The 22,153-nt window shown below is 62.1% G+C and carries 18 protein-coding genes, 1 pseudogene and 1 riboswitch; of the genes and pseudogenes, 7 read left to right on the top strand and 12 right to left on the bottom strand.

Annotated elements, in window-relative coordinates; translation table 11 throughout:
* Positions 1 to 193: 193 nt before the first annotated feature.
* Positions 194 to 823 (top strand): TMEM175 family protein, encoded by a 630-nt coding sequence (locus EHW12_RS23485; RefSeq protein WP_030535295.1) that lies wholly within the window; start codon positions 194 to 196, stop codon positions 821 to 823.
* Here EHW12_RS23485 and EHW12_RS23480 read toward each other — a convergent pair.
* A complete protein-coding gene (locus tag EHW12_RS23480) occupies positions 820 to 1,398 on the bottom strand; it encodes a CGNR zinc finger domain-containing protein (protein ID WP_047271022.1) in 579 nt (192 codons plus the stop codon). The genes EHW12_RS23485 and EHW12_RS23480 overlap by 4 nt on opposite strands.
* 108 nt (positions 1,399 to 1,506) lie before the next feature.
* Between EHW12_RS23480 and EHW12_RS23475 the strand changes: the two genes are divergently transcribed.
* The 4 genes and pseudogenes from EHW12_RS23475 to EHW12_RS23460 all read left to right on the top strand — a co-directional run bounded on the left by EHW12_RS23475 (position 1,507) and on the right by EHW12_RS23460 (position 6,670).
* A complete protein-coding gene (locus EHW12_RS23475; RefSeq protein WP_050654757.1) occupies positions 1,507 to 2,409 on the top strand; it encodes an NAD(P)-dependent oxidoreductase in 903 nt (300 codons plus the stop codon).
* An 89-nt stretch (positions 2,410 to 2,498) separates the two neighbouring features.
* A pseudogene (locus EHW12_RS23470) lies at positions 2,499 to 3,470 on the top strand (MFS transporter); the annotation flags it as partial.
* A 146-nt stretch (positions 3,471 to 3,616) separates the two neighbouring features.
* Complete coding sequence (locus tag EHW12_RS35445; protein WP_037128543.1) at positions 3,617 to 4,132, top strand: hypothetical protein; 516 nt, start codon at positions 3,617 to 3,619, stop codon at positions 4,130 to 4,132.
* Positions 4,133 to 4,246: 114 nt separating this feature from the next.
* A complete protein-coding gene (locus EHW12_RS23460; RefSeq protein ID WP_125051884.1) occupies positions 4,247 to 6,670 on the top strand; it encodes an ATP-dependent Clp protease ATP-binding subunit in 2,424 nt (807 codons plus the stop codon).
* A 50-nt stretch (positions 6,671 to 6,720) separates the two neighbouring features.
* Here the strand turns inward: EHW12_RS23460 and EHW12_RS23455 are convergent, their stop codons facing one another.
* From EHW12_RS23455 to EHW12_RS23435, 5 genes are all read right to left on the bottom strand, one after another.
* Entirely contained in the window at positions 6,721 to 8,613 is a 1,893-nt protein-coding gene (locus EHW12_RS23455) for an FAD/NAD(P)-binding protein (protein WP_241199034.1), read from the bottom strand.
* A gap of 176 nt (positions 8,614 to 8,789) precedes the next feature.
* Positions 8,790 to 9,980: a fumarylacetoacetase gene (gene fahA / locus EHW12_RS23450; RefSeq protein WP_125051881.1), complete on the bottom strand. Its 1,191-nt coding sequence runs from the start codon at positions 9,978 to 9,980 to the stop codon at positions 8,790 to 8,792.
* Positions 9,977 to 10,846, bottom strand: coding sequence for a hypothetical protein (locus tag EHW12_RS23445; RefSeq protein WP_125051879.1), 870 nt, complete (start codon positions 10,844 to 10,846; stop codon positions 9,977 to 9,979). Before EHW12_RS23445 ends, fahA begins: the two co-directional genes overlap by 4 nt.
* Complete coding sequence (locus EHW12_RS23440) at positions 10,843 to 12,042, bottom strand: homogentisate 1,2-dioxygenase (protein WP_030535304.1); 1,200 nt, start codon at positions 12,040 to 12,042, stop codon at positions 10,843 to 10,845. Before EHW12_RS23440 ends, EHW12_RS23445 begins: the two co-directional genes overlap by 4 nt.
* A 109-nt stretch (positions 12,043 to 12,151) precedes the next feature.
* Positions 12,152 to 12,703, bottom strand: a complete 552-nt coding sequence (locus tag EHW12_RS23435) for a MarR family transcriptional regulator (protein ID WP_003939926.1) — start codon at positions 12,701 to 12,703, stop codon at positions 12,152 to 12,154.
* Positions 12,704 to 12,807: 104 nt separating this feature from the next.
* Between EHW12_RS23435 and EHW12_RS23430 the strand changes: the two genes are divergently transcribed.
* Positions 12,808 to 13,422, top strand: a complete 615-nt coding sequence (locus EHW12_RS23430) for a TetR/AcrR family transcriptional regulator (RefSeq protein WP_116057956.1) — start codon at positions 12,808 to 12,810, stop codon at positions 13,420 to 13,422.
* Between the two features lie 173 nt (positions 13,423 to 13,595).
* The gene (locus EHW12_RS23425) at positions 13,596 to 15,194 is read left to right on the top strand and encodes an ABC transporter substrate-binding protein (RefSeq protein ID WP_125051877.1); all 1,599 of its coding nucleotides are present in this window, start codon (positions 13,596 to 13,598) and stop codon (positions 15,192 to 15,194) included.
* A gap of 58 nt (positions 15,195 to 15,252) precedes the next feature.
* Here EHW12_RS23425 and metE read toward each other — a convergent pair whose 3' ends face one another.
* The 6 genes from metE to EHW12_RS23395 form a co-directional block, all read right to left on the bottom strand.
* A complete protein-coding gene (gene metE / locus EHW12_RS23420; protein WP_064114433.1) occupies positions 15,253 to 17,517 on the bottom strand; it encodes a 5-methyltetrahydropteroyltriglutamate--homocysteine S-methyltransferase in 2,265 nt (754 codons plus the stop codon).
* A gap of 158 nt (positions 17,518 to 17,675) precedes the next feature.
* Positions 17,676 to 17,877: riboswitch (cobalamin riboswitch) on the bottom strand.
* A gap of 105 nt (positions 17,878 to 17,982) precedes the next feature.
* On the bottom strand, positions 17,983 to 18,420 hold the full coding sequence (locus tag EHW12_RS23415) for a helix-turn-helix transcriptional regulator (RefSeq protein WP_003940179.1): 438 nt from the start codon (positions 18,418 to 18,420) through the stop codon (positions 17,983 to 17,985).
* Between the two features lie 219 nt (positions 18,421 to 18,639).
* Positions 18,640 to 19,269, bottom strand: a complete 630-nt coding sequence (locus EHW12_RS23410; RefSeq protein WP_003940330.1) for a response regulator transcription factor — start codon at positions 19,267 to 19,269, stop codon at positions 18,640 to 18,642.
* Complete coding sequence (locus tag EHW12_RS23405; protein WP_064114428.1) at positions 19,266 to 20,390, bottom strand: histidine kinase; 1,125 nt, start codon at positions 20,388 to 20,390, stop codon at positions 19,266 to 19,268. Before EHW12_RS23405 ends, EHW12_RS23410 begins: the two co-directional genes overlap by 4 nt.
* Positions 20,391 to 21,185 carry an ABC transporter permease gene (locus tag EHW12_RS23400; protein WP_125051875.1) on the bottom strand — a complete coding sequence of 265 codons (795 nt, stop codon included), beginning with the start codon at positions 21,183 to 21,185 and terminating at the stop codon, positions 20,391 to 20,393. It abuts the gene before it with no gap.
* On the bottom strand, positions 21,185 to 22,141 hold the full coding sequence (locus tag EHW12_RS23395; protein WP_042921758.1) for an ABC transporter ATP-binding protein: 957 nt from the start codon (positions 22,139 to 22,141) through the stop codon (positions 21,185 to 21,187). The genes EHW12_RS23400 and EHW12_RS23395 overlap by 1 nt, the downstream gene beginning before the upstream one ends.
* Between the last annotated feature and the right edge of the window lie 12 nt (positions 22,142 to 22,153).

The following is a 22,153-nucleotide window of genomic DNA, read 5'->3' as shown; positions in this document are numbered from 1 at the left end:
GGGGTGGCTGAACCGACCCCTGGTGGCGTGATGCGAGTCACTTAATGAATGTGATTCGTTAAGTATGGGGATGGGCTCCGCCACGGTCAAGAGATCTAACGAATTTGATTCGTTAATTGTATGTTTCCGGGTACGTGCTTCCGTAAAGTGGCGTCGCCGGTCTGTTTCCTGTTGTGAGGCTTATGCTTCCGCAATGGCTGAGATTGCGGAACGCACCCGCTACTTCGAGCGCTACGTCACTTTCATCGACGCGATTGTCGCCATTGCGATCACGCTGCTCGTACTGCCGCTGGTCGAACTCACCAGTGACCACCACGGCACCACGTCGGAACTGCTGCGCGATCACGCTGCGCAGTTCTACTCGTTCGCCCTGAGCTTTCTGGTGATCTTCCGGCTCTGGTGGTCGCAGCATCGGCTGCTTCGTTTTGTGGTCGACGCGGACAAGGTGGTCGTTCGCGGACTGGGGTTGTGGGTGATGACCATCGTGTTCCTGCCCTTCCCGACAGCGCTCGTTGCGGCGCCGTCGCAGGATCTCGGAACCAGGGCTCTCTACATCGGGACAATGGCAGCCAGTGCTGCGTGCCTGGCGGTGGTCGCGTGGGGTCTGGTTCGCAACCCGTCGTTGAGTGAAGAGAATGCGAAGCCGCATTTCACCGCTGAAATCGTCACTTTCCTGATCATGGTGGTGGCGCTGCTCGTCAGTGTGCTCGTTCCGGTGACGTCGTACTTCCCGCTGTTTCTTCTCCTGCTGTCGACGCCGATCGAGAAGCTGTGGAACCGAGTGGCGGCGAAATGGAGTCGCGGTGAAGGTGAGATGAGCTAGTCGGTGCGAGCGGTCATCGCGGATTTCTTGGCTTTGTTTCCGCAGATGTTCATCGAGCACCAGCGTCGGTTGTTGCCGCGACTGGTGTCGACGTAGAGGCCGGTGCACCCGTCGCCCTGGCAGGCTTTGACGCGGTCCCGGTCGGCTCCACCGAGCACCGCGATCGCGTCGGCAGCCACTATCGACAAAGCGTCGCGGATCGGATTGTCTCCGGCTGATTTCCAGAGGGCCCGGCCACTCTCGAGGACGAGGTGGGCATCACCGAGCTCGGATGCGGTGTTGACGATCCCGACATCGGTGCGTGAGGCACGGCGGTTCTCGCATACGGCGGTTCCGATGCGATGAATGGCCTCACGTAAATCCTGCGCGCCGCGGAGGTCGTCTTCTGTCGCGGTTGCGGGGGCGCCCATCAGATCGTTGGCGCGTAACCATAATTCGAGTCGCTGCGGGCTCGTGAGTCGTTCGAACCTCGAGCCGTTCCGATTGGTGAGGGTGGCGGTGAAGCGGAAGGCGAGCGTGTCGTTGTCGAGTCGAAACACGTCCCGAGCGGATTGATCAGCTCCTGCTTCGTTCACTTTCGTCCTCCTTCGTGGCGAACCATCTCAACCGGTTCGACAGCAACTGTACCCGTGTGAGAGTCTTGAACCGTCTTAGATGGTTCAGCACTTTCGAGAGGGAAATCCATGACTTCTGTTTCCGTGGTCGGCTTGGGCGCGATGGGCCGTCCCATCGCTCGAAATCTACTGGGCGCAGGCTTCGACGTGACGGTGTGGAATCGTAGCCCTGAAGCGGTAGCCGAACTGGTCGAGGAAGGGGCGATCGGCGCGAAAACCGTTGCCGAGGCATTCCAGTCCGGTGTTGTGCTGTCGATGTTGGCAGATGATTCGGCCGTGTTTTCGGCCATTCTGGATCCCGCCGTCCTCGCATCCGTTCCGAGTGGAACCGTGCACGTCAACATGGCCACCGTCAGCGTCGACCTTGCCAAGCGCGCCGCCGCACTGCACGCCGAGTACGGCATCGGGTACATCGCGGCGCCGGTGTTCGGACGCGTTTCTGTTGCTCAGGCTGGCCAGTTGAACATCATCGCCGCCGGCGACAGTTCCCTCCTCGAGCGAGTGCAACCCTTCCTCGACGTCATCGGTGCTCGCACGTGGCCACAAGGTGAGCGTCCGGAGCAGGCCAACATCGTCAAGATCATCGGCAATTACCTCATCCTCGCCGCGATTCAATCCTTGGGCGAGGCAATCACATTGGGGGAGAGGTCCGGTGTGGACGGAAGCCAACTCGTAGAACTGCTGACCTCGACGATCTTCCCGGGGCCGGTCTACTCCAGCTACGGAAACCTCGTCGCGACGCGTCAGTACGAGCCTGCAGGATTCACCACAGCTCTGGGCCTCAAGGATTTGAGGCTTGCGCTCGACGCCGCCGACAGCGTCGATCTGGATTTGCCGTTCGGTGGCGTACTTCGAGGCGTGCTCGCTCAGGCTCTGGCGAACGGTCAGGGCGAGATGGACTGGGCGTCTATTGCAGAACTGGTCCGTTCCGGCCAGTCGGGTGAAGGCAGTCCCGAAACACCGACGAGGTGAGCTCGAACTCGGACGGGACGGCGACTTCGGCACTGGCGGAGACCGATTCCGTCCGGACACTACCGCTGGCCGGGTTGTCGGCACTCGCAATGGCAGGCTTCATAGCGATCACAACCGAAACCATGCCGGCCGGACTACTGGTGCAGATCGGGTCAGGGTTGTCCGTATCGGTCTCCGGCGCAGGGCAATTGGTCACCGCATACGCATTGGGTTCCGTCGTCGGGGCGGTACCACTGATCGCATTGACCCGAGGATTGCGACGGCGTGCTGTCCTGGTGTCGGCGATTCTGGGGTTCGGTGTCTTCAATCTGGTGACAGCGCTTTCGTCGAATCCGGTTCTCACCTTGGGTGTTCGGTTTCTGGCCGGTATGGCGGCAGGTGTGGTGTGGGGGTTGCTTGCCGGGTACGCACGCAGGATGTCGCCCCCTCACCTGCAGGGGCGGGCCGTTGCGGTTGCCTCCGTCGGACAGCCGATCGCGTTGGCAATCGGCGTTCCGATGGGGGCGTGGCTCGGGACCCTGGCCGATTGGCGCGTCGTCTTCGCCGTGATGTCGGTTGCTGCGCTACTTCTGGTCGCGTGGATACTCACGGTGATGCCGGACTTTCCCGGGCAACAAGCGGATCGGCAGCTGCCGGTGCGGAAAGTCCTGGTCCTGCCTGGCGTACGACCTATTCTGTTTGTCGCGTTCTTGTGGATCCTCGCGCACAACATCGTGTACACGTATCTGGCGGCGTTTCTGGATCGCATCGGTTTCGGCGATCGGTTGGGAATCGTCTTGTTCGTGTTCGGACTTTTCGCCTTCGTGGGCATCGGTGTGGTCGGGGTGTTTGTCGACCGGGCCCTTCGAAGTCTCACCGTGCTGAGCTTGGTGGTCTTTGCCGCAGCTTTGACGGCGTTGGGCGTCGGCGGTGACAGCTTCGCTGTGATCGCACTCAGTGTTGCGGCATGGGGCGTGGCATTCGGAGGCGCTCCCACTCTCCTTCAGACGGCGCTCGCGGATACGACGGGCGACGCTGTGGACACTGCGCAATCGGTTTTCGTGACGATCTTCAATTCGGCGATCGCAGCGGGCGGCGTCGTAGGCGGGCTGATCTTGGCGGACAGGGGTGCGGGAGCATTGCCGTTGGTTTCGCTGGTGCTGATCGTCGTCGGTGTTCTTGTGGCCAGTATCCGACAATTCGGACATGCTTGTGATTCACTTCACGCATGCGAAAGTCATTGCTGGTGGTTGCGCTCGTTGCTACGTGGTTTGTCGCCGGAGCGATGCCCGCGGGTGCTGCGGATGCGAATTGGTCCGGTGATTACTCGCTCAAGCGTTTCGCCGCGACCAAGACGGGCACAAGTCTGGCCGCCAGCCAGTGGGAGCCGGATTTCTCCGATACCTACACGTTCGAGACGGATTGCTCGAGCGGAGTCTGTATCGCCACAGTGGTCGGCGGTCCGGCTCCCGCCAATCCGACGTTGCCGCAGCCTGCTCGATACACCTGGGACGGAACCAGTTGGGTGCACCCCTATGACTGGGAGTGGGATTGCTACCAGGGGGAGGGCGTGCCCAAGGTGTGGGCACCGGCGCACTCCGAGGCGTATTACACACCTCAGCCCGATGGCAGTCTGAAAGGTTCGTGGCGTACCGACATCAAGAGTGGTCCCTGCGCGGGATCGGTGATCATGCGCGTCGAGGCGTACCCGGTCGGTCGGTCTACCGGATCTTTCGGTAGTTGAGAACGATCGGCGACTGGATGGTGTTGAAACAAATCTGAGGCCGCGGGAATTGATCGAGCCCCATGCACGTTAATTGAGTCAGTAACGCTCAACTTTCTGCAAGGAGGCTTCGGAATGCCAGCATTCTTCGGGCCCGAGGGTCCCGGTCGCATCGATATTTCCCGGCTCATGAGCAGGGCCACCCAGCAACTCATGGCTGACGCTGCACGTGTAGCGGCTGCTCGCGGTGATTCGGATCTCGATGCACTGCACGTTCTCCGCGTCATGGCGGAGCAGGATCCGGTCCGCACGCTCATGCAGCGCGCCGGAGCCGACCCGAAATCCGTGGTCGACGCCGTCGACCTGCGGCTGCCACAAGGCCGTGAGCAGGGGGCCTACTCTGCTCCTGCGCTCAGCAGTGCCGTGAAAACCGCTCTACTCGAGGCTCATCAACTGGCCCGAGCCCTGGGATCGACGTACATCGACCCCGAACATCTCTTCATCGCCCTGGCCGGTGACCCCGATCATGTTCCGGGTCGTCTGCTCGCTTCGGCCGGCATCACGCCGGAGAAGCTGCAGGCAGCGGTTCAGAATCCCGCAGGCGGTCCAGTCGAAGACGAGTCCACCACACCGACGCTCGACAAGTACGGCATCGATCTCACCGATCGCGCCCGCAACGGCGGCGTCGATCCGGTGATCGGCCGCGCCGACGAGATCGAACAGACCATCGAGATCCTCTCCCGCCGCACCAAGAACAACCCGGTCCTGGTGGGTGAGGCCGGCGTCGGCAAGACTGCCATCGTCGAAGGTCTCGCCCAGCGCATCGTCGACGGGGATGTCCCGGAATCGTTGGTGGGCAAGAAGATCGTCCAGCTCGAACTCTCGAGCATGGTCTCGGGTACCCGTTACCGCGGAGACTTCGAGGAACGGCTGACCAAGGTGATCGACGAGATCACCGCACACAAGGACGAGCTGATCGTCTTCATCGACGAGATGCACACCATCGCCGGTGCCGGAGGCGGCGCAGACGGTGCGATGGACGCCGGAAACATCCTCAAGCCCAAGCTCGCTCGCGGTGAACTGCACATCGTCGGCGCCACCACGCTCGACGAATACCGTAAGAACATCGAGAAGGATCCCGCGCTCGAGCGGCGCTTCCAGCCCGTACAGGTCGGAGAGCCGTCGATCGAGGACGCGATCGCCATCTTGAGCGGCCTGCGCAGTCGGTACGAGGATCACCACAAGGTCCATTACACCGACGAGGCGATCACCGCTGCGGTAGAGCTGTCGGCACGTTACATCGGCGACAGGTTCTTGCCGGACAAGGCAATCGACCTGATCGACCAGGCCGGCGCCAGGCTTCGCTTGAAGACGGCCACGGTAGACACCGCTGCGCTGCAGCAGCGTCTCGAGCAGCTCGAGAGCGACAAGGAAAAAGCCGTCGCCGACGAGTTGTACGAGAAGGCGTCGACCCTGCGTGACGAGATCAACGGCGTCGCAAAGCGTCTCGAGAAGGCAGGATCCTCGGTTCCTTCCGAGGAAACGCCGGACGTGACCGCTGAACAAATCGCCGAAGTTGTCGCTCGCGCAACGGGTATTCCGGCAAGCCAGATGACTCAGGCAGAGAAAGATCGCCTGCGCCGTCTGGAAGAGGAACTGCACGGTCGTGTCATCGGGCAAGATGACGCCGTTCGCGCCATCGCGCGTGCCGTGCGTCGTAGCCGGACCGGTATGAGCGATCCGGATCGTCCCGTCGGTAGCTTCCTGTTCCTCGGACCCACTGGCGTCGGCAAGACGGAGCTCGCAAAAGCTCTGGCTGCCACACTCTTCGGAGACGAGAACAAGATGCTGCGCTTCGACATGAGTGAGTTCGGTGAGAGGCACACGGTCAGCCGATTGGTCGGTGCTCCTCCCGGATACGTCGGCTACGGCGAGGCCGGACAGCTCACGGAACAGGTGCGTCGTAACCCGTACTCGGTGATCCTGCTCGACGAGATCGAGAAGGCACACCCGGACGTGTTCAACACCTTGCTCCAGGTGCTCGACGACGGCCGTCTGACCGACGGTCAGGGTCGGACGGTGGACTTCAAGAACACCGTCGTGATCATGACCAGCAACCTCGGCTCGGACATCATCTCGAGCAAGTCCGGTGGACTCGGCTTCACCACGGGTGACGCAGAGTCGGCGGAGAAGCCACTGCGCGACCGCGTGATGGCCAGGTTGCGCGAATCGATGCGGCCGGAGTTCCTCAACCGTATCGACGAGATCGTGATCTTCCGCAAGCTCGACACCGAGCAACTGCACCGGATTACTGATCTGCTGCTCGACGACAGCCGGAAGCGGCTGCAGTCCAAGGGCATCGAGATCGAGTTCACTGCCGACGCGGTGGACTGGATCGCCGAGCACGGGCATCAACCCGAGTTCGGGGCTCGCCCGTTGCGTCGTTCGATTCAGCGTGTGGTCGACGACAAGATCGCCGACATGCTGCTCGACGATCTCCTCGAAGAGGGCGGCAGTATCACCGTCGCGGTTGACGAGGGTGAGTTGGTGTTCAGCTAGGGGCACAGCCCCCTGTGAGCGGTTAGGGAGTCCCAGGACTCCCTAACCGCTCACAGGCGCGTAGCACCCAAAATCTCCGCCGCCAGGGCATCGTTATGCCGGAAGAACCCTGCATTGGTACGGGGACGAGGGAAAGCCGCCGACCAGTTATGGCCTGCAACCCACGGCCCGGCCGCGAAGCGGCGGGGATGAGCAGTGTTGTTCTGGTCGAGAATTCGTGAAGTACCGTCGACGGCGAGCTTCGCCGAACTGTCCACGGTCGCACGAAGTTCGACTGCCTCGCCCCGACGGTGAAGCGTCCGCAGGAGCAAGTCACCGCTCGCGCTGATGGAAGCAACCGGCAAGCGTGCTTCGACGAGGGTGTTCGCGGCCACGATGTCGGTGTGCGACGCACTGCGCGCGACAAAGATCCCAGCCCCCGTTGCCGGGTCGATCTCGGTGGAGAACACCGAATCCGGCCCGAGGAACTGGACGATGCCCGCCTCGTTGAGGGCGACCAACTGTTCCAAACGCTCGGGCGGCGGACCACTGGCGATGAAGCTGAAGAACGAATGAAGCCAACCCTCGACGTCCTTGGCGACGGATTCGGCCGGGATTCTGCCGCGCCGCAACAATTCTCCGACGGTCATGTACGTCGACAGCAGCGCTGAGAAGACAGCCGCGTCGGCGCTGAAATACGGGTCCGACCTCCGCGCGACATCTGCCGAGATGTATTCGGTGATCCGGGACTGGACCTCGGCAAGCCCGTCGTAGCGCTCACCGCCGAGTGGGCGGTTCAGCCGCTCGAGATCGATACGGTCTTCCGGCTTCGGGACTGCGTTCTCGACCAGTTCCTGCAATCGAGGCGATCCCCAAGCCAGCGAGGCGAATTCGGCGTCGAACTCCTCCCAGGTGCCCACTGTCCGATCCGGATGAGATGCAAACAGCTCGTAATAGTGGGCGCCTGCCAGTTCTTTCGACGCCAAGGGCCAGATGTCGTTTCGGAAATCCAACGGTCCGTCGCCGGGAACGAGATCAGCGGTGAAGAACCGCGGTAGCGGTGGCCGCGCGTCAGCGATCGAGTACGAAATCTTGGAATGATACGGCACTCCGCGACGAGATCCGGCATACAACAGGGGTTCCCGACCCGAGGGAGCGTAAGTGAGGACGCCGTCTTCACCGCGTTCGAAGATGCCGCCACGGCTCTCGGCGAGGAGAACCATCCAGTCGATGAAAGCCAGCCCGAGTCCGGCGATCAGAACCGGTTCGCCGTCGGGAATGACATCGGCGTCGAGATCGGCAGTGTAGCCCGGACCCACATACGTCAACCCGTGATCGGACGCGAAGCTGGTCAGCGCGGTTTCACGTGGGGCAGGCAACGCATCGGGGTGCCCTTGTGCGAGAAGGACGGTCGTCGCGTCGATGACAGCTCCGTCGTCCAGATGAACCGTCTGTGTCTCGCCGACGTTCACGATGTCGACCACGGATCGTCGATGAACTCGAACGTCGACGTGCGCTGGCGCGGAGTCGACTGCAGTCTCGAACACCCAGTTCAGGTATCGGCTCTGCAGTGACCTCGATGCAAACGACGACGGGGTGATCGTCGGAACTTCTGCTGCGATTTCTGGGAATTCGGCAAGCTCAGCCGAGCGCTCGGCGACCCATTCCGCGAGGGTCGGACCCGGCAGCACCGGGCCGATCACGGCGGTGGTCTCGTCGGTGAACATCGTGACGTCCGCTGTTGTCGAATTCATCCACAGAAGCGGCGCCTGGCTGCCTCGCCAAATACGGCCGGCGCCTGCCGGATACGGGTCGACAACGTGAATGTCGATCGGTGTGGGATCGGCGTTCACCGATTCGTGAGCGAGGATCCGCTCGAGTACGCCGGTCCCGCGGGGTCCACCACCCACGATCACGATGACAGCTGCTGTCCCCACTGAGGTACGGGGTCGATCGCCTGGCACGAGTCCTCCATCGGACCTGGCAGAAAGCACCCGCACCTCAGCAGAGGGGGTTGCTGCGACGTCACGGAGCCAGGACTCTCGATCGCTCTGGATGGTTAGTCCAGCTTATCTTCGGAGAATCGTGAGGCAAGGAATTCCGGACATCAGATCAGCGTGAATCAAACAGTTGTCAATCACTATCTTTCGGTTTGCGTTGCAGGCAGGATCCGAGCGTGAACATCCCCGAAGCCGATTCGTGATCCGCCGGCGCCGGGAGCGGTGGCTGAGATGGCGATGGTGTCGCCGTCTTCGAGAAAGGTACGGGTCTCGGAGCCCACAGCTACGGGTTCCTTGCCGCCCCACGTCAGCTCGATGAAGGCGCCGCGCTGATCTTTGTCCGGTCCGGAAATGGTTCCGGACGCGAAGAGATCGCCGGTGCTCGCTGCTGCGCCGTTGATGGTGGTGTGCGCGAGCATCTGCGCAGGCGACCAGTACATCTGGGCGTAGGGCGGCCGGGAGACGACGTGACCGTTCCATTCGACGGCCAGGTCGATGTCCAGCCCCCACTTCTCTTCACCACGCAGATAGGAAAGCGGTTCGGGATCCTGCACCGGAGTGTCGATTCGGGCTGCTTCGAGAGCGAGCAAGGGTACGACCCACGGTGAGATGGAGGTCGCGAAACTCTTCCCCAGGTTCGGACCGAGGGGCACGTACTCCCACGCCTGGATGTCTCGGGCAGACCAGTCGTTCACGACCACGGCGCCGAAGACGTACTCGGCAAATTCGTCCGGGGTGATGGAATCGCCCATCTTCGAGGGAGTTCCGACGATGAACCCCATCTCGGCTTCGATGTCGAGGCGCCGGGACGGTCCGAAGTCCGGGCTTTCCTGATCGAGTGCCTTCCGCTGTCCGCAGGGACGAACGATGTCGGTGCCGGAGACGACGATGGTGCTCGAGCGCCCGTGGTATCCGACGGGAAGATGCTTCCAGTTCGGCATCAAGGGGGCTGCGTCCGGGCGGAACAACCGCCCGAGGTTGGTTGCGTGATTCTCCGAGGCATAGAAGTCGACGTAATCGGCCACTGCGATCGGCAAATGCATTGTCACCGAATCAACGGAAAACACTGCATTCGAGTCTATTTCGCTAGTCACGAGCTCCGTGATCCGGTTTCGCACCGATACCCACTGATCTCGTCCCTGAGCCATGAACGCGTTCAGAGTCGGTTCGGAGAAGACGGAATCACCTAGTGTCGCTGCGAGATCGACCACCGATTCGGCGACGCGCACACCGACACGCGGTAACCCTCCCGCGGGGGAGAAGACCCCGTACGGCAGATTGTCGAGACCGAACAGTGAGTCGGCGGGAATGTCGATGGTCGTGACAGTCATACGAGAGTTCCTTCGGTTTTGTCGGAGCGGACGATCAACCCGAGGCCTTCCAGCTCGGTCAGAGGGTCCGAGATGCTGCAGGTACCGAACGAGAGGAATCGGCGACGCACCTCGCCGGCCTCGTCCTCGGTGAGGTCGGCCAGGGCTTGCGCGATCGATTTTCCATCGCGCTGAGACAGTGCAGCAACAATTTCCGAACGATCGGCGCCCCGCCTCGCCGCGTCGACGGCCACCATGATGTTGAGGAAGCCGTGTTGCTCGAAGCCTGTTTCCGGATCGGTGTTGCGCACACCGTGGTGCAGTCCCGCAGTCGCCTTGAACGGGATATTCGCTCGGACAACGGATATCACCGCATCGGCGAGCTCTTCCTCGTTCGGGTACGCCTCGGCGACAATCCCGCCGGTGCGAAACTTTGCGGAATGCCCGGCAGTTTCGAGAGCTGTGAGATAGCCCGCGCGCCGATCACCTCGAGGCACCTCGACAAAAATGTCGACGTCGGGATGAGCGGCATGGACACGAGAGAGTTCCTCGAAGGCCGCATCGGCGTCCAACCCGTCAGGAATTCCCACCTCGACGGCGGCGACGTGAACACCAGGGATGACGAGCGCGTTCGAGAGTGCGGCCGCCGTATCGGATGGGCCGGCCGGCACGGTCAGGCTCAGCGTCACCGGGCTGTCCGCTGAAACGTACGCAGCCAGTTCGCCCAGTCGCGGCGCGGGAAAAACGAAAGGCCCGACCAGTGCGTCGTAATCCGCCTGCAGGTAGGCGACGTGGGCCGGAATTGCCTCGGCGAGAGGAGCATTGCCGGGTGGGAAGAGTGCTGCGTCGTCGCACAGGCCACGCAGGAGTGGGGAGATGATCGTCATTGCCGAGGCCCCCGCCCTGCCCAACTCCAGGCGTACGCTTCGTCCTCGCAGGCCAGGGCTCCCTCACCCAATTCGAGGGGCCGGAACGTATCGACCATCACGGCGAGCTCGTCGAAGAACTCGGCGCCGATGCTCCGCTCGTAGGCGCCGGGTTGTGGTCCGTGGGCGTGGCCGCCGGGATGAATCGATATCGAACCCTGTCCGATGCCGGAACCCTTGCGCGCCTCGTAGTCACCGCCGCAGTAGAACATGATCTCGTCCGAGTCGACGTTCGAGTGGTAGTACGGCACCGGGATCGACAGGGGGTGGTAGTCGACCTTGCGCGGAACGAAGTTGCAGATCACGAAGTTGTTCCCCTCGAACGCCTGGTGCGCCGGCGGCGGTTGGTGAACACGGCCCGTGATCGGCTCGTAGTCGGAGATGTTGAAGGTGTACGGGTACAGGCAGCCGTCCCAGCCGACGACATCGAAAGGGTGCGTGGGATAAACCATTCGGGTGCCGACGATGCCCGCCGACGTTCGGTGCTTGACCAGTACCTCGACGTCGGTTCCTTCGGCGATCATGGGCGCGATCGGTCCGTGCAGGTCTCGTTCACAGAACGGTGCGTTCTCGAGCAGCTGGCCGAAGCGGGAAAGATAGCGCTTGGGCGGGACGATGTGACTGTTCGCCTCGATGGCGTAGGCACGAAGTGGCTTGTCACCCTTGGGGATCCATCGATGCGTTGTGGACATCGGGATCAGGACGTAGTCACCCTCACTGGCCTCGAGTGCACCGAAGACGGTCTCGACGGTCGCCTCGCCAGATTCGATGTAGACCATCTCGTCGCCGATTGCGTTGCGATACAGGGGAGATGGCGCTGCCGCAACGACGTAGGACAATCGCACGTCGGCATTTCCGAGGATGAGACGACGGCCGGTTACCACGTCGGTCTCGTTCCAGGTGCTTTCGGGAAACAGCGTGTGGAGTTTCAGATGGCGAGGTTTGAGGGGATGGTTGGGGGTTGTGCTCTGATCGCGCAGTTCCCAGACCGTTGCGTCGACGATGGCCGACGGGATCTCGCGGTGGTACAGCAACGAAGAATCCGAGGAGAAACCTTCCTCTCCCATCAGTTCTTCGTAGTAGAGGTTGCCGGACTCGTCACGGTGTTGGGTGTGACGCTTCGGTGGGATGTTGCCGAGTTGTCGATAGAACGCCATGACGGGACTCCTTCTGTGCTGTTCTGCCTGGCTCACCTCCACCAGATAGTAAACACATTAACTAAAATGATGTGATGAGCGCAACCCTCCAAGGGGGTTGGGGTCTATGTCAGTTACGTCCGCGTACGTCGAACTGGCTGCGGTTGGTGATCAGTTTGTCCAGGAGCATGACAAGAATTCGCTGTTCGGCCTCGCTCAGGACGCTTACCCAGGCGTGTTCGCGTTCGTTCTGCTCGCGAAAGGCTTCGACCATGGCTTCTCGGCCCTTGTCGGTCAGGTACAGCTGGACGGAACGGCCGTCGTTCTCGGTGGGCCGACGATCGATCAATCCGTCTGCCAGCAGCGACTTGGACAGATTGGAGACCGCTGCCCTACTCATGCCGGTGAGCTCGGCGGCAGCCTTCGGCTCGATCGGACCGGCCAGCCAGGTGACGAACAACAGCCTGAAGGAGGACCATGACCAGCCGCGAGGGCGGTGGATCGACGACTCGAGATCGTAGGTGACCACGTTGGAAGCCCGATTGAGTGTCAGTAGTACCTCGGTGGCCAGCTGGTCGCGAAAGCCGTGTTCGGTGGCCAGTCGCTTGTTGGCCAGTTCGATGAACGACCAGAAGTTCAGCACGCCGACGGTTGGCTGGTCATCGGTTGTCCGGTCAGTCATGGACTAACCCTAGCGCGATCTGCAGTTGATTAATCCGTGTATTAGATATCGGGGTTACGATGAAACTTCGCAACCCGGCACTGCGGTCAGGATTCTGAACTATCGTGACGCGCGTGACTGCGCGCAGCGACGAGTTTCCCTTGGACGTCGACCTCATGTCGGTGGGGCAACTCGAGCGGAGAGGACGACTGACCGCGGCGGTGGTCGAGATGCTGGCCGAGATGCCGTCGGATCGAATCCAGATGAAAGACGTCTCGGAGCGTTCAGGCGTCGCACTCGGAACGCTGTATCGCTACTTTCCGACCAAACAGCAACTTCTGGCTGCGGCGATGACGGCGTGGAGCGGTCTCGAATCGGTCCGTCGTCCTGAGAAGTTGCGGGCAGACGGTGGCGAGAACAACGCGTACGAGCGGGTTCTGGCACTTCATCGCCGCGAGATGAAGGCATTCGAGCGTAGGCCCTACTTCGCTCGGTTGGAGATCGAACTCCATTCGTCCTCGGATCAGTTCGTGATCGAGTCGTTGGATCTGCGCGCAGCGGCACATCGGAGGATGCTGTTCGAGTTGATGGACGGCGTCCCGGCCGAGACGGCGAGGGTTGCGGCCGTGGCAATAGGCGGCACGATGTTGACGGCCCTTGCGCTGTGGACCAGTGGCCGGATCGGATTCGCAGAGGCCCAGCGGAACGTCGAAGACGTCATCGGACTGGTAATTCGCTGAACGGTTGCAACCTAGAATTCAGTTCTTGTTTCTGCAGTCATGAACGCGAATTATCGCTTCGGCTTCGTGAAAACGAAGAAGCAGGACGAGACCTTACCTAGAATTCACTTACAAATATGTCGGGTGTCCGATCCAGGGATCGACGTATCCGTGAACTGTGAAAGTGAGTCGCAATGAAGCGCTCGTACCGAGTCCGCGCTCGAATCTGGATGGTTGTCCTGGCGTCGGCGACGCTGGTGGTGACGGGGTGCGCCGGTAGCAGCCAAGGTACGACCACGGATGCATCGGACGTGACGGTCGGAGTTGTCGGTGACCAGAACAACGGGGGAGAGCCGCGATCGGGTGGCACCGTGTCGTTTGCCACCTACAACGGGATCAGCAGTCTCGATCCGGCTGACCGTCAGGACGGCGGCGCTACCGGTGGTAGCGAAATGGCAGCCATCTACGACCTTCTCATGCGCTTCGATACGGCGGCGGGCGAATACGTCCCCCACTTGGCGCAGTCCTTGTCGGCCAACGGCGACAACACGGTGTGGACACTGAAATTGCGCGACGGCGTCACCTTCAGCGACGGCACTCCGATGGACAGTGCGGCAGTCCTGTGGAGCATCGATCACTATCTGCAGAAGAAGGGAACTCACGCGCTGGTATGGAAGACCGCTGTGCGCGAGACGAATTCACCGGATCCGAGTACGGTCGTCTTTGCATTGGCGCAGCCGTGGGACGAGTTCCCGATCATGTTCACCACCGGTCCCGGCATGATCGTCGCGCCCTCGTCGATGGCTACCGGCACGTTCACCCCGATCGGGGCAGGCCCGTTCACCGTCGAGAAGTTCGCCTCCCAGGACGAATTGGTGCTCGCTGCTCGTCCGACGTACTGGGACGGGGCGCCGTACCTCGAGAAGTTGCGCTTTCCCGCAATCGTCAACGAGAAGAGCAAACTGGAAGGATTGCACACCGACGGAATCCAGGTTGCCTATCTGAAGTCTCCCGACTTCATTCACGAGGCTTTCGAAGCCGGTGATCCCGGATTTGTGTACTCGGCCAGCATGGCCGGAGTTCTGGCAATCAATCAGCGCGACGATCGGGCAGCGAAGGACGAGCGCGTGCGTAAGGCGATTGTCGCTGCGGTGGACCCGAATACGTTCAACGAGCGAGTTCAGGGCGGCTTCGGCGAACCCGGCACCGACATGTTCGCGTCGTGGTCGCAGTGGCACGGATCGGTGGCCGGGAACGGCTTCGACCCCGAGGCGGCCAAGAAGTATCTCGCCGAGGCGAAGGCGGACGGTTACGACGGAAAACTGACGTACGTCGGGATGAACGATCCGGCGACGCAGCGCAGCGCACTGACGTTTCAGTCGCTCTTGCAGGCAGTGGGTTTCACGGTCGACATCACCTACGCAACCAGCATCAACGATCTGATTTCCATGCTGTACGCAAAGCATGACTACGACGTGTCCTACTTCGCGTTCAACGTGCTGGAAGAGTCACCGTTCGTGCGTATGTACGGCAACCTGTTCAGCGAATCGCCGTCGAACATCCTCGGTTACAAGAACGCTCGGATGGACGAGTTGCTCGGCAAGCTGCAAACAGCGTCTGGCGAGGATGAGCGGCGAGCCGTCATCGACGATATTCAAACCGTGGTCAACGAGACGGCGCCGATGGCCGTGGTCAACTCCGGCAAGGTTTTCATCCCGTGGCGCGAGAACGTGCACGGAGTGATGCCGAGTGCGGACGGGATTCTGCTCTTCGGCAACACGTGGTTGAGCTGACCCCCGTGCGCCTTTTTGGTAGTGCCCACTACCAAAAAGGCGCACAGGGGCTTTGCCCCTATAGCTCCGCTCGTACCAACTTCGCGGCTTCGACGAGGTTACGCAGTGACGCCTCGACCTCGACGGAACCGCGGGTCTTCAAACCGCAGTCCGGGTTGACCCACAACCGCTCGACAGGAACAGCTTTGAGTGCCTCACGCAGGGATTCGGCAATCTCGTCGACGCTCGGCACCCGCGGCGAGTGGATGTCGTAGACACCCGGGCCGACGCCGAGATCGAACCCGACCGAACTGAGATCGTCGAGGACCTCCATGTGTGAGCGCGCCGCCTCGATGGACGTGACGTCCGCGTCGAGGCCGGCGATGGCGCCGATCACCGCTCCGAACTCGGAGTAGCACAGGTGCGTGTGGATCGCGGTGGAATCCGCGACGCCCGAGGTAGCCAACCGGAAGGCGCCGACCGACCAGTCCAGGTAGGCACGCTGATCCTCGGCGCGCAGTGGGAGTAGTTCTCGTAGAGCCGGTTCGTCAACCTGGATGATTCCGATTCCGGCGGCCTGCAGGTCGACGGTCTCGTCTCGAATGGCCAGTGCGACTTGATTTGCCGAGTCGACGAGGGGTTGGTCGTCGCGGACGAACGACCAGGCCAGAATGGTGACGGGTCCGGTGAGCATGCCCTTGACCGGCTTGTCGGTCAGGGACTGCGCGTACGTGATCCAGTCGACGGTCATCTGTTTCGGGCGGGAGACGTCGCCGTACAGAATCGGCGGACGCACGCAGCGGGTGCCGTACGACTGGACCCAACCGTTGGCGGTGGCGAAGAATCCGTCCAACTGCTCCGCGAAGTACTGGACCATGTCGTTGCGTTCCGGCTCGCCGTGAACAAGAACGTCTAGGTCCAGCTTTTCCTGGAGCGCAACAACTTCGGCAATTTCGGCGCGCATACGGTTGACGTACTCGGCTTCGTCGATCTCGCCCTTGCGCAGTGCTGCGCGAGCGATGCGGATCTTCGAGGTTTGCGGGTACGAACCGATTGTCGTCGTGGGCAGCGGCGGCAGAGAAAGCAGTTCGTCCTGGGCAGCGCGACGTTCGGCGGCGGGCGCGCGACCGGTCGCCGAGTTCAGCACGGCGTCCAGACGGCCTCGAACACTCGCATCATTGAGTCTGCGATCGTCCTTGCGGGTCGACGCGGCCGCTCGTGCCAGAGCGAACTCGTCCTCCACCGACTCTCGGCCCTGTGTGAGAGCGGTTGCGAGAGTTACTACTTCCTTGACCTTCTCGGTGCCGAACGCGAGCCACGAGCGCAGGGCCTTGTCGACATCGGCCTCTGCGTCGAGAGTGTACGGAACATGCAGCAGGGAGCACGATGTGGAGACGGCAAGAGTATCCACGCTGCCCAACAGAGCACCCAACGTGCTCAGTGCCGAATCCAGATCCGACCGCCAGATGTTTCGTCCGTCGACCACACCGGCGACGACCAGTTTGCGGGCGAGTTCGGGGACGGAGCCGATCGAATCCTGACCGGCCACCAGGTCGACGGCAAACCCTTCGACGCCGGTGGACGCAAGCGCGGGCAGCGCCTCACGCAGCGAACCGAAGTACGACGCCAACAGGATCGACGGCCGCTCGGACAGCGCTGAAAGCTGTTCGTACGCAGCGCGTGCCGCTTCGATTTCCTCGTCGGTGCGATCGCCCACGAGGGCCGGTTCGTCGAGCTGAACCCAGCTCGCACCGGCCTTCGCGAGCTGACCGAGTAGATCCGCGTAGAGGGGGAGTAGTTCGTCGAGTCGCGAGAGCAGCGGCTCGTCGGTGCCGACAGCCTTCGAGAGCAGCAGGAAGGTGACCGGTCCGATGACGACCGGGCGGGCTGCAATGCCGTCGGAAAGTGCTTCTGCCAGTTCGGACAAGACCTTGGACGGGTCGAGTGCGAACGTGGTGGACGGCGAGATCTCCGGCACCAGGTAGTGGTAGTTGGTGTCGAACCACTTCGTCATTTCGAGCGGCGCGATGGTGTCCGTCCCACGGGCAGCGGCAAAGTAGCGGTCCAACGGATCGGCGACCGACGCGACGCGGTCGGGCAGCGCGCCGAGAAGAACTGCGGTGTCGAGCATCTGGTCGTAGAAGGAGAAGGTATTGACCGGGACGGAGTCGAGGCCCAGGTCACGGAGGTCGGCCAAGCCCTGCCGACGGAGGTCACGGGCGACAGCCTGCAGGGCGTCGGCGTCGATGCGCCCTGCCCAGTAGCTTTCGGTTGCCCGCTTGAGTTCTCGATGAGGACCGATGCGCGGTGAGCCCAGCACGGTCGAAGTGAATGTTGTTGTCACGGAGTTTCTCCAGATTGCCAATGCACTGATGGCCACTGCCGGCAGACGGGTATACCTCACGAGACCCCGAGTTTCAGCGGGCAGCACTGCCCGCACCGCACGCGAGGTCCGATGGAGATCTACACGCCCATTCCACGAGGCGGTGGACCGTCGGGCACGGCGTGCCCGACACAGTCGGCAGGTCTTCGGACTCGCGGGCACTCGATCGAGTTGGATCGAACCTACTGGCCGTCGCTTCCCAGGCGGATGCCCAGTGCACATGAACGGCGGTCGTTCCTGCTTACCGCTGCGGGACAGTCCCGGATTTTCACCGGGTTCCCTCTCACCCCGACAGCTTGCGCTGACGGAGCTTCGACGCCGGGACCGGTCTTCGGGGCTCCTCATGACCGTGCCGGGCGAACCAGCTGCATCGACCAGCATAAGGCCAACCCTCCCTGAACAGTCAAGGAGAGTCGGCGAAGGGCGCTATGCGCGTGACATGTAGGAATTCGAGTCCGGTGGTACGCGCGGAAGATTTTCGGAGGAACGTAGATTCTCCGCCATTTCGACAAGCAGATCCTGTGAAGACGGTGAGAGGTCGACGACACGGGAGGTGAGGTTCCGCAGGCGCACGTTGTGCAGCTGTTCGAGGAGGGAGAGGTCTGCCTCGCCACCTGAGATCGCGGGCGGAGTGTGATCGGACGGGGCGTAGAAGTAGTCCGGATGGACCTTGAAGAAGTGGGCGAGGGCGGCAACCACTTCGGGTGACGGATTGGTTCGGACGCCGGTGCGCAGTTGCGACAGGTACGGCGTCGAGATACGGCAGCCGAACTCGGTCATGCCGCGAACGACCATCGCGTTGGTGACGTGAAAGTCGGCAGTCTCGAACAGCGAGTTCAAGCGATCGTTGAACTGGTTCGACATGAGACGTCCCTTCCCCCGCTACGCACAGGCTCCGTCGGTTCAATTAACTGCATCATAGCCAGGTATCGAACGATTAGCTGTTTCGGATTCTCGCGAAGCGGTCGTTTGCAGGGAAAATCCCTAGGGTAGAAGGTCCCTACTTTGAGTGATCTGGACAAATCGCCATCACGAATCGAACGGCGAACTATTTGCCGGGGAAGGCTATTCCAGACGCGCGGATCAGAGCCAGCCGTTCGACTCGGCGATTCTGACGGCTTCCGCGCGCGTTGACGCACCCGTCTTACCCATCGCGGATGACAGATGATTTCGAACTGTCCCGGCAGACAGGAAGAGCGCCCCTGCGATGGCTGCCACGGGTGCGCCGTCGTGAGCGGCGCGCAGTACTTGGGTCTCACGCTCCGTCAGGGGCGACTCGCCGCTGACGAGGCTGTCGGCCGCAAGGGTAGGATCGACGACGCGCAGTCCGGCGTGGACACGCCTGACCGCGTCGGCAAGCTGCCTGGCGGGGGTGTCCTTGACGACGAACCCGCCGGCCCCGGCGTGCAGGGCTTTACGAAGAAATCCGGGACGGCCGAACGTGGTGACGATCAGAACCCGGGTGTCGGGCGCTGCCTCGCGAAGGGCCGCCGTCGCGGCGATTCCGTCCATGCCGGGCATCTCGACGTCCAGAAGCGCGACGTCCGGGCGGTGTTCGAGAACGGCGGACACCACCTCGTCGCCGCGACCGACCTCGGCCACCACGGACAGGTCGGATTCCAGATCGAGCAGCGCGGCCAAAGCTCCTCGCACGAGCGCCTGATCGTCCGCCAAGAGCAGCCGTATGGTTGCTCGATCGCCCTGGCTGTTCACTCTGTCTCCTGTTCGACTACCTGAAGTGCAAACCCCTGCGGCTGGGGATGAGTGATGATCACTCGTGCGCCCGACGCTCCGGCGCGCTCGCGCAATCCGATCAGACCGTTTCCGGAAGACGTCGACTCGGCCCCTCGTCCGTCGTCGACGACCGACGCACTATTCTCGTCGACCGTGATCCGGCAGTGGGTCGCACCGCTGTGTCGAACGACGTTGGTGACGCCCTCACGGATCGTCCATGCAAAGAGTTCCCGAAGACGCGTGGGAACCATGTCGGTGCTGCTCGGCACGTCGTCTTCGATACCTGCCGCACGCAAAGCCTCTCGCGCTCGGGCTATCTCGACGGGTAGCGAAATCCCACGAAATCCTTCGACGGCCGAGCGCACGTCTGCCAACGCGTCACGAGAAAGTCTTTCGAGGTCGTCGAGTTCGTTGCGCGCACGTTCGATATCGACATCGAGTAGGCGATTGGCCAGTTCGGCTTTGATCGTGATGACGGTCAGCGAGTGCCCGAGGATGTCGTGCAGATCGCGCGCCATCCTCGTTCGCTCCTCCATGATTGCCCGCTGCTCCTGCTCTTCGCGTTCATGGAGTATGGCGAAGTTGCGGCTGATCAGGGACATGATTCCCCAGGTCGCGAACGCGGCCGCGCAGACTCCGAGTGAGAGTCCGGAGTAGTTCCCCCATCCGGACGAGAGGCTGACTATCTCCACGGAGGCCGCGAACACCAAGGCGAGAATGCCGCCGGCGACGGTCGGCAACAGTGTCACCGCTGTCACCGCGAGGTACGGTGCTGCTGCCAAACCTGTCGGCCCGACGCTCACGATCATCACGGCGGCCAACGCGGTCAAGGCGGACAGAGCCAGTGCAGCTTCGCGAATCGTCGGCCGAGTCATTGTCATTCGACGTCGCTGCTGCGTTGTGGCGAACGTGTAGAGATAGAGCGCACTGAAGGCGACCGTCGCGAGAATCCCTGTCCAGCCGCGCAGTTCGTCGCGCAGATTCCATCCCTCGATCAGCGGCCCGCCGAGAAATACCATCCAGACCGCCGCGAAGAGAACGCCGAAACGATTCCGCCGCGGGAGCGCGACGGAATCTTCTCGGTCAGTCGTTTGCGACAACTACACACGCTCCGTATCTCGTTGGAACCGCCAGATCGCTCCGCCGGCGAAGATGGCGAACCACACCAGGATATTGACGATCCAGGTCCAGTGAATGCTATTGCCCGTCAACGGTGCGTGGGCGAGGGCGTTGATGCCGAACATCGGGGTGAACTGTGCGATGGTCGCCCATACGGAACCGTCGGTGAGTGGTACGAAGAGTCCGCCGCCGAATGCGAGCAGAGCCAGTCCCGGTCCGAGCAACTGCATGACGTTCTCACTGGGGAGTAGGTACCCCATGAACAGGCCGAAGGCCGCGAAGATCGACGATCCCAGCCAGGCGATCAATCCCGTTGTGAACCAGAGTGATCCGTCCATCTGCGCCGAGGTGAACGCGCCGACGACGTAGACCACGAGAATCGAGACGAGACCGAGCAGCATCGCCATGATCAGTTTGACGGCGATGTAGGCGACCGGGGTCAGGGGAGTCAGCCGAAGTTGTCGGCTCCACCCGGACGCTCGTTCGATCGAGACCATCGCGCCGCCGCTGGTGGTGGCCAGCATCGCGCCGTACAGGGCCATGCTGATCATGATGTACGCGGCGACATTGCCGTGCCCGATCCCGTGGTCGTCGTCGCCTTGACCGAGACCGAAGACGAGGAAGAAGACAACCGGCATGACGAGCGTGAAGATCATCGTGCGCCGGTTGCGAGTCAGGCGACGAAATTCCAGTCGCAGTAGCGTCGTGTTGAATCCGCCGAGAGGTACGACGGTTCGCTCGGCTCCGTAGGTATTCGCTTCGGTTGCAGTGGTCATCACTTCTGTCCTTCGGAGTTGTTCGACGTGAGTGCGATGAATGCGTCTTCGAGGCCACGCGAGACGATTTCGAGATCGCGAGCCTGCGTATTGGTCAACAGGAACCGTGCAACGGCATCGGTGTCGCCCGAGTGCACGAGCAGCGACTCACCGCGCACCTCGACGGCGTCGGAGTTCGGTATGGCTCGCAGGAGTTCGTCGGTGATGCCTGGAACAGTCGCGCGCAGGGTGCGTCCGGACGCCATCGCCTTGACCTCGGCGGTGGTCCCGTCTGCGACCACGGTGCCTTGCCTGACCAGGATGATGCGGTCGGCGTAGACATCGGCCTCTTCGAGGTAGTGCGTCGCAAAAAGCACAGTGCGACCGTGATCTGCGTCGGCGCGGATGGCGGACCAAAAGTCCCGACGCCCTTCGACGTCCATGCCGGTGGTGGGCTCGTCGAGAATGAGCAATTGCGGGTTCGACAGCAACGCCATCGCAAATCGCAACCGCTGTTGTTGTCCGCCTGAGCATTTGCTGACCAGGCGATCGGAGATGTCGAGGATTCCGGCTCTCCCCAGCACTTCGTCGACCGGACGGGATTGGGAGTACAGGCTGGCGGTCAGCTGCACAGTCTCGGCAACCGTCAGCTCTTTCAGTAGTCCGCCGGTCTGCATGACTGCCGAGACGAGTCCGCGGGCAATCGCCGATCGAGGTGACATTCCGAAGACGCTCACCTCGCCTGACGTCGGCCGGGACAGGCCGAGGATCATGTCGATGGTTGTCGTCTTGCCTGCGCCGTTCGGGCCGAGGAACGCGACGATCTCGCCGGGGCGGATGCTCAGGTCGATACCTTTGACGGCGTCGACGGTTCCGAAACTCTTGCGAAGTCCGGTCAACCGGACGGCGTCGTGTGCCGATCCTTCAGTGCGTGTATGCAGTGCCTGTGGTGAATGCCGTGCCTGTGTTGAGGTCATACATAGAATCTG

The organism is Rhodococcus sp. NJ-530, assembly GCF_003860625.1.
GTDB classification, from domain to species: Bacteria; Actinomycetota; Actinomycetes; order Mycobacteriales; family Mycobacteriaceae; genus Rhodococcus_F; species Rhodococcus_F qingshengii.
This window is presented reverse-complemented; position numbering and strand designations above follow the sequence as displayed.

Bases quoted from the DNA above. Each gene is read 5' to 3' on its own strand.
- EHW12_RS23485 (WP_030535295.1), top strand. From the start codon at position 194: ATGGCTGAGATTGCGGAACGCACCCGCTACTTCGAGCGCTACGTCACT.
- EHW12_RS23475 (WP_050654757.1), top strand. From the start codon at position 1,507: ATGACTTCTGTTTCCGTGGTCGGCTTGGGCGCGATGGGCCGTCCCATC.
- EHW12_RS35445 (WP_037128543.1), top strand. From the start codon at position 3,617: ATGCGAAAGTCATTGCTGGTGGTTGCGCTCGTTGCTACGTGGTTTGTC.
- EHW12_RS23460 (WP_125051884.1), top strand. From the start codon at position 4,247: ATGCCAGCATTCTTCGGGCCCGAGGGTCCCGGTCGCATCGATATTTCC.
- fahA (WP_125051881.1), bottom strand. From the start codon at position 9,980: ATGACTGTCACGACCATCGACATTCCCGCCGACTCACTGTTCGGTCTC.
- EHW12_RS23445 (WP_125051879.1), bottom strand. From the start codon at position 10,846: ATGACGATCATCTCCCCACTCCTGCGTGGCCTGTGCGACGACGCAGCA.
- EHW12_RS23440 (WP_030535304.1), bottom strand. From the start codon at position 12,042: ATGGCGTTCTATCGACAACTCGGCAACATCCCACCGAAGCGTCACACC.
- EHW12_RS23435 (WP_003939926.1), bottom strand. From the start codon at position 12,703: ATGACTGACCGGACAACCGATGACCAGCCAACCGTCGGCGTGCTGAAC.
- EHW12_RS23425 (WP_125051877.1), top strand. From the start codon at position 13,596: ATGAAGCGCTCGTACCGAGTCCGCGCTCGAATCTGGATGGTTGTCCTG.
- EHW12_RS23415 (WP_003940179.1), bottom strand. From the start codon at position 18,420: ATGTCGAACCAGTTCAACGATCGCTTGAACTCGCTGTTCGAGACTGCC.
- EHW12_RS23400 (WP_125051875.1), bottom strand. From the start codon at position 21,185: ATGACCACTGCAACCGAAGCGAATACCTACGGAGCCGAGCGAACCGTC.
- EHW12_RS23395 (WP_042921758.1), bottom strand. From the start codon at position 22,141: ATGACCTCAACACAGGCACGGCATTCACCACAGGCACTGCATACACGC.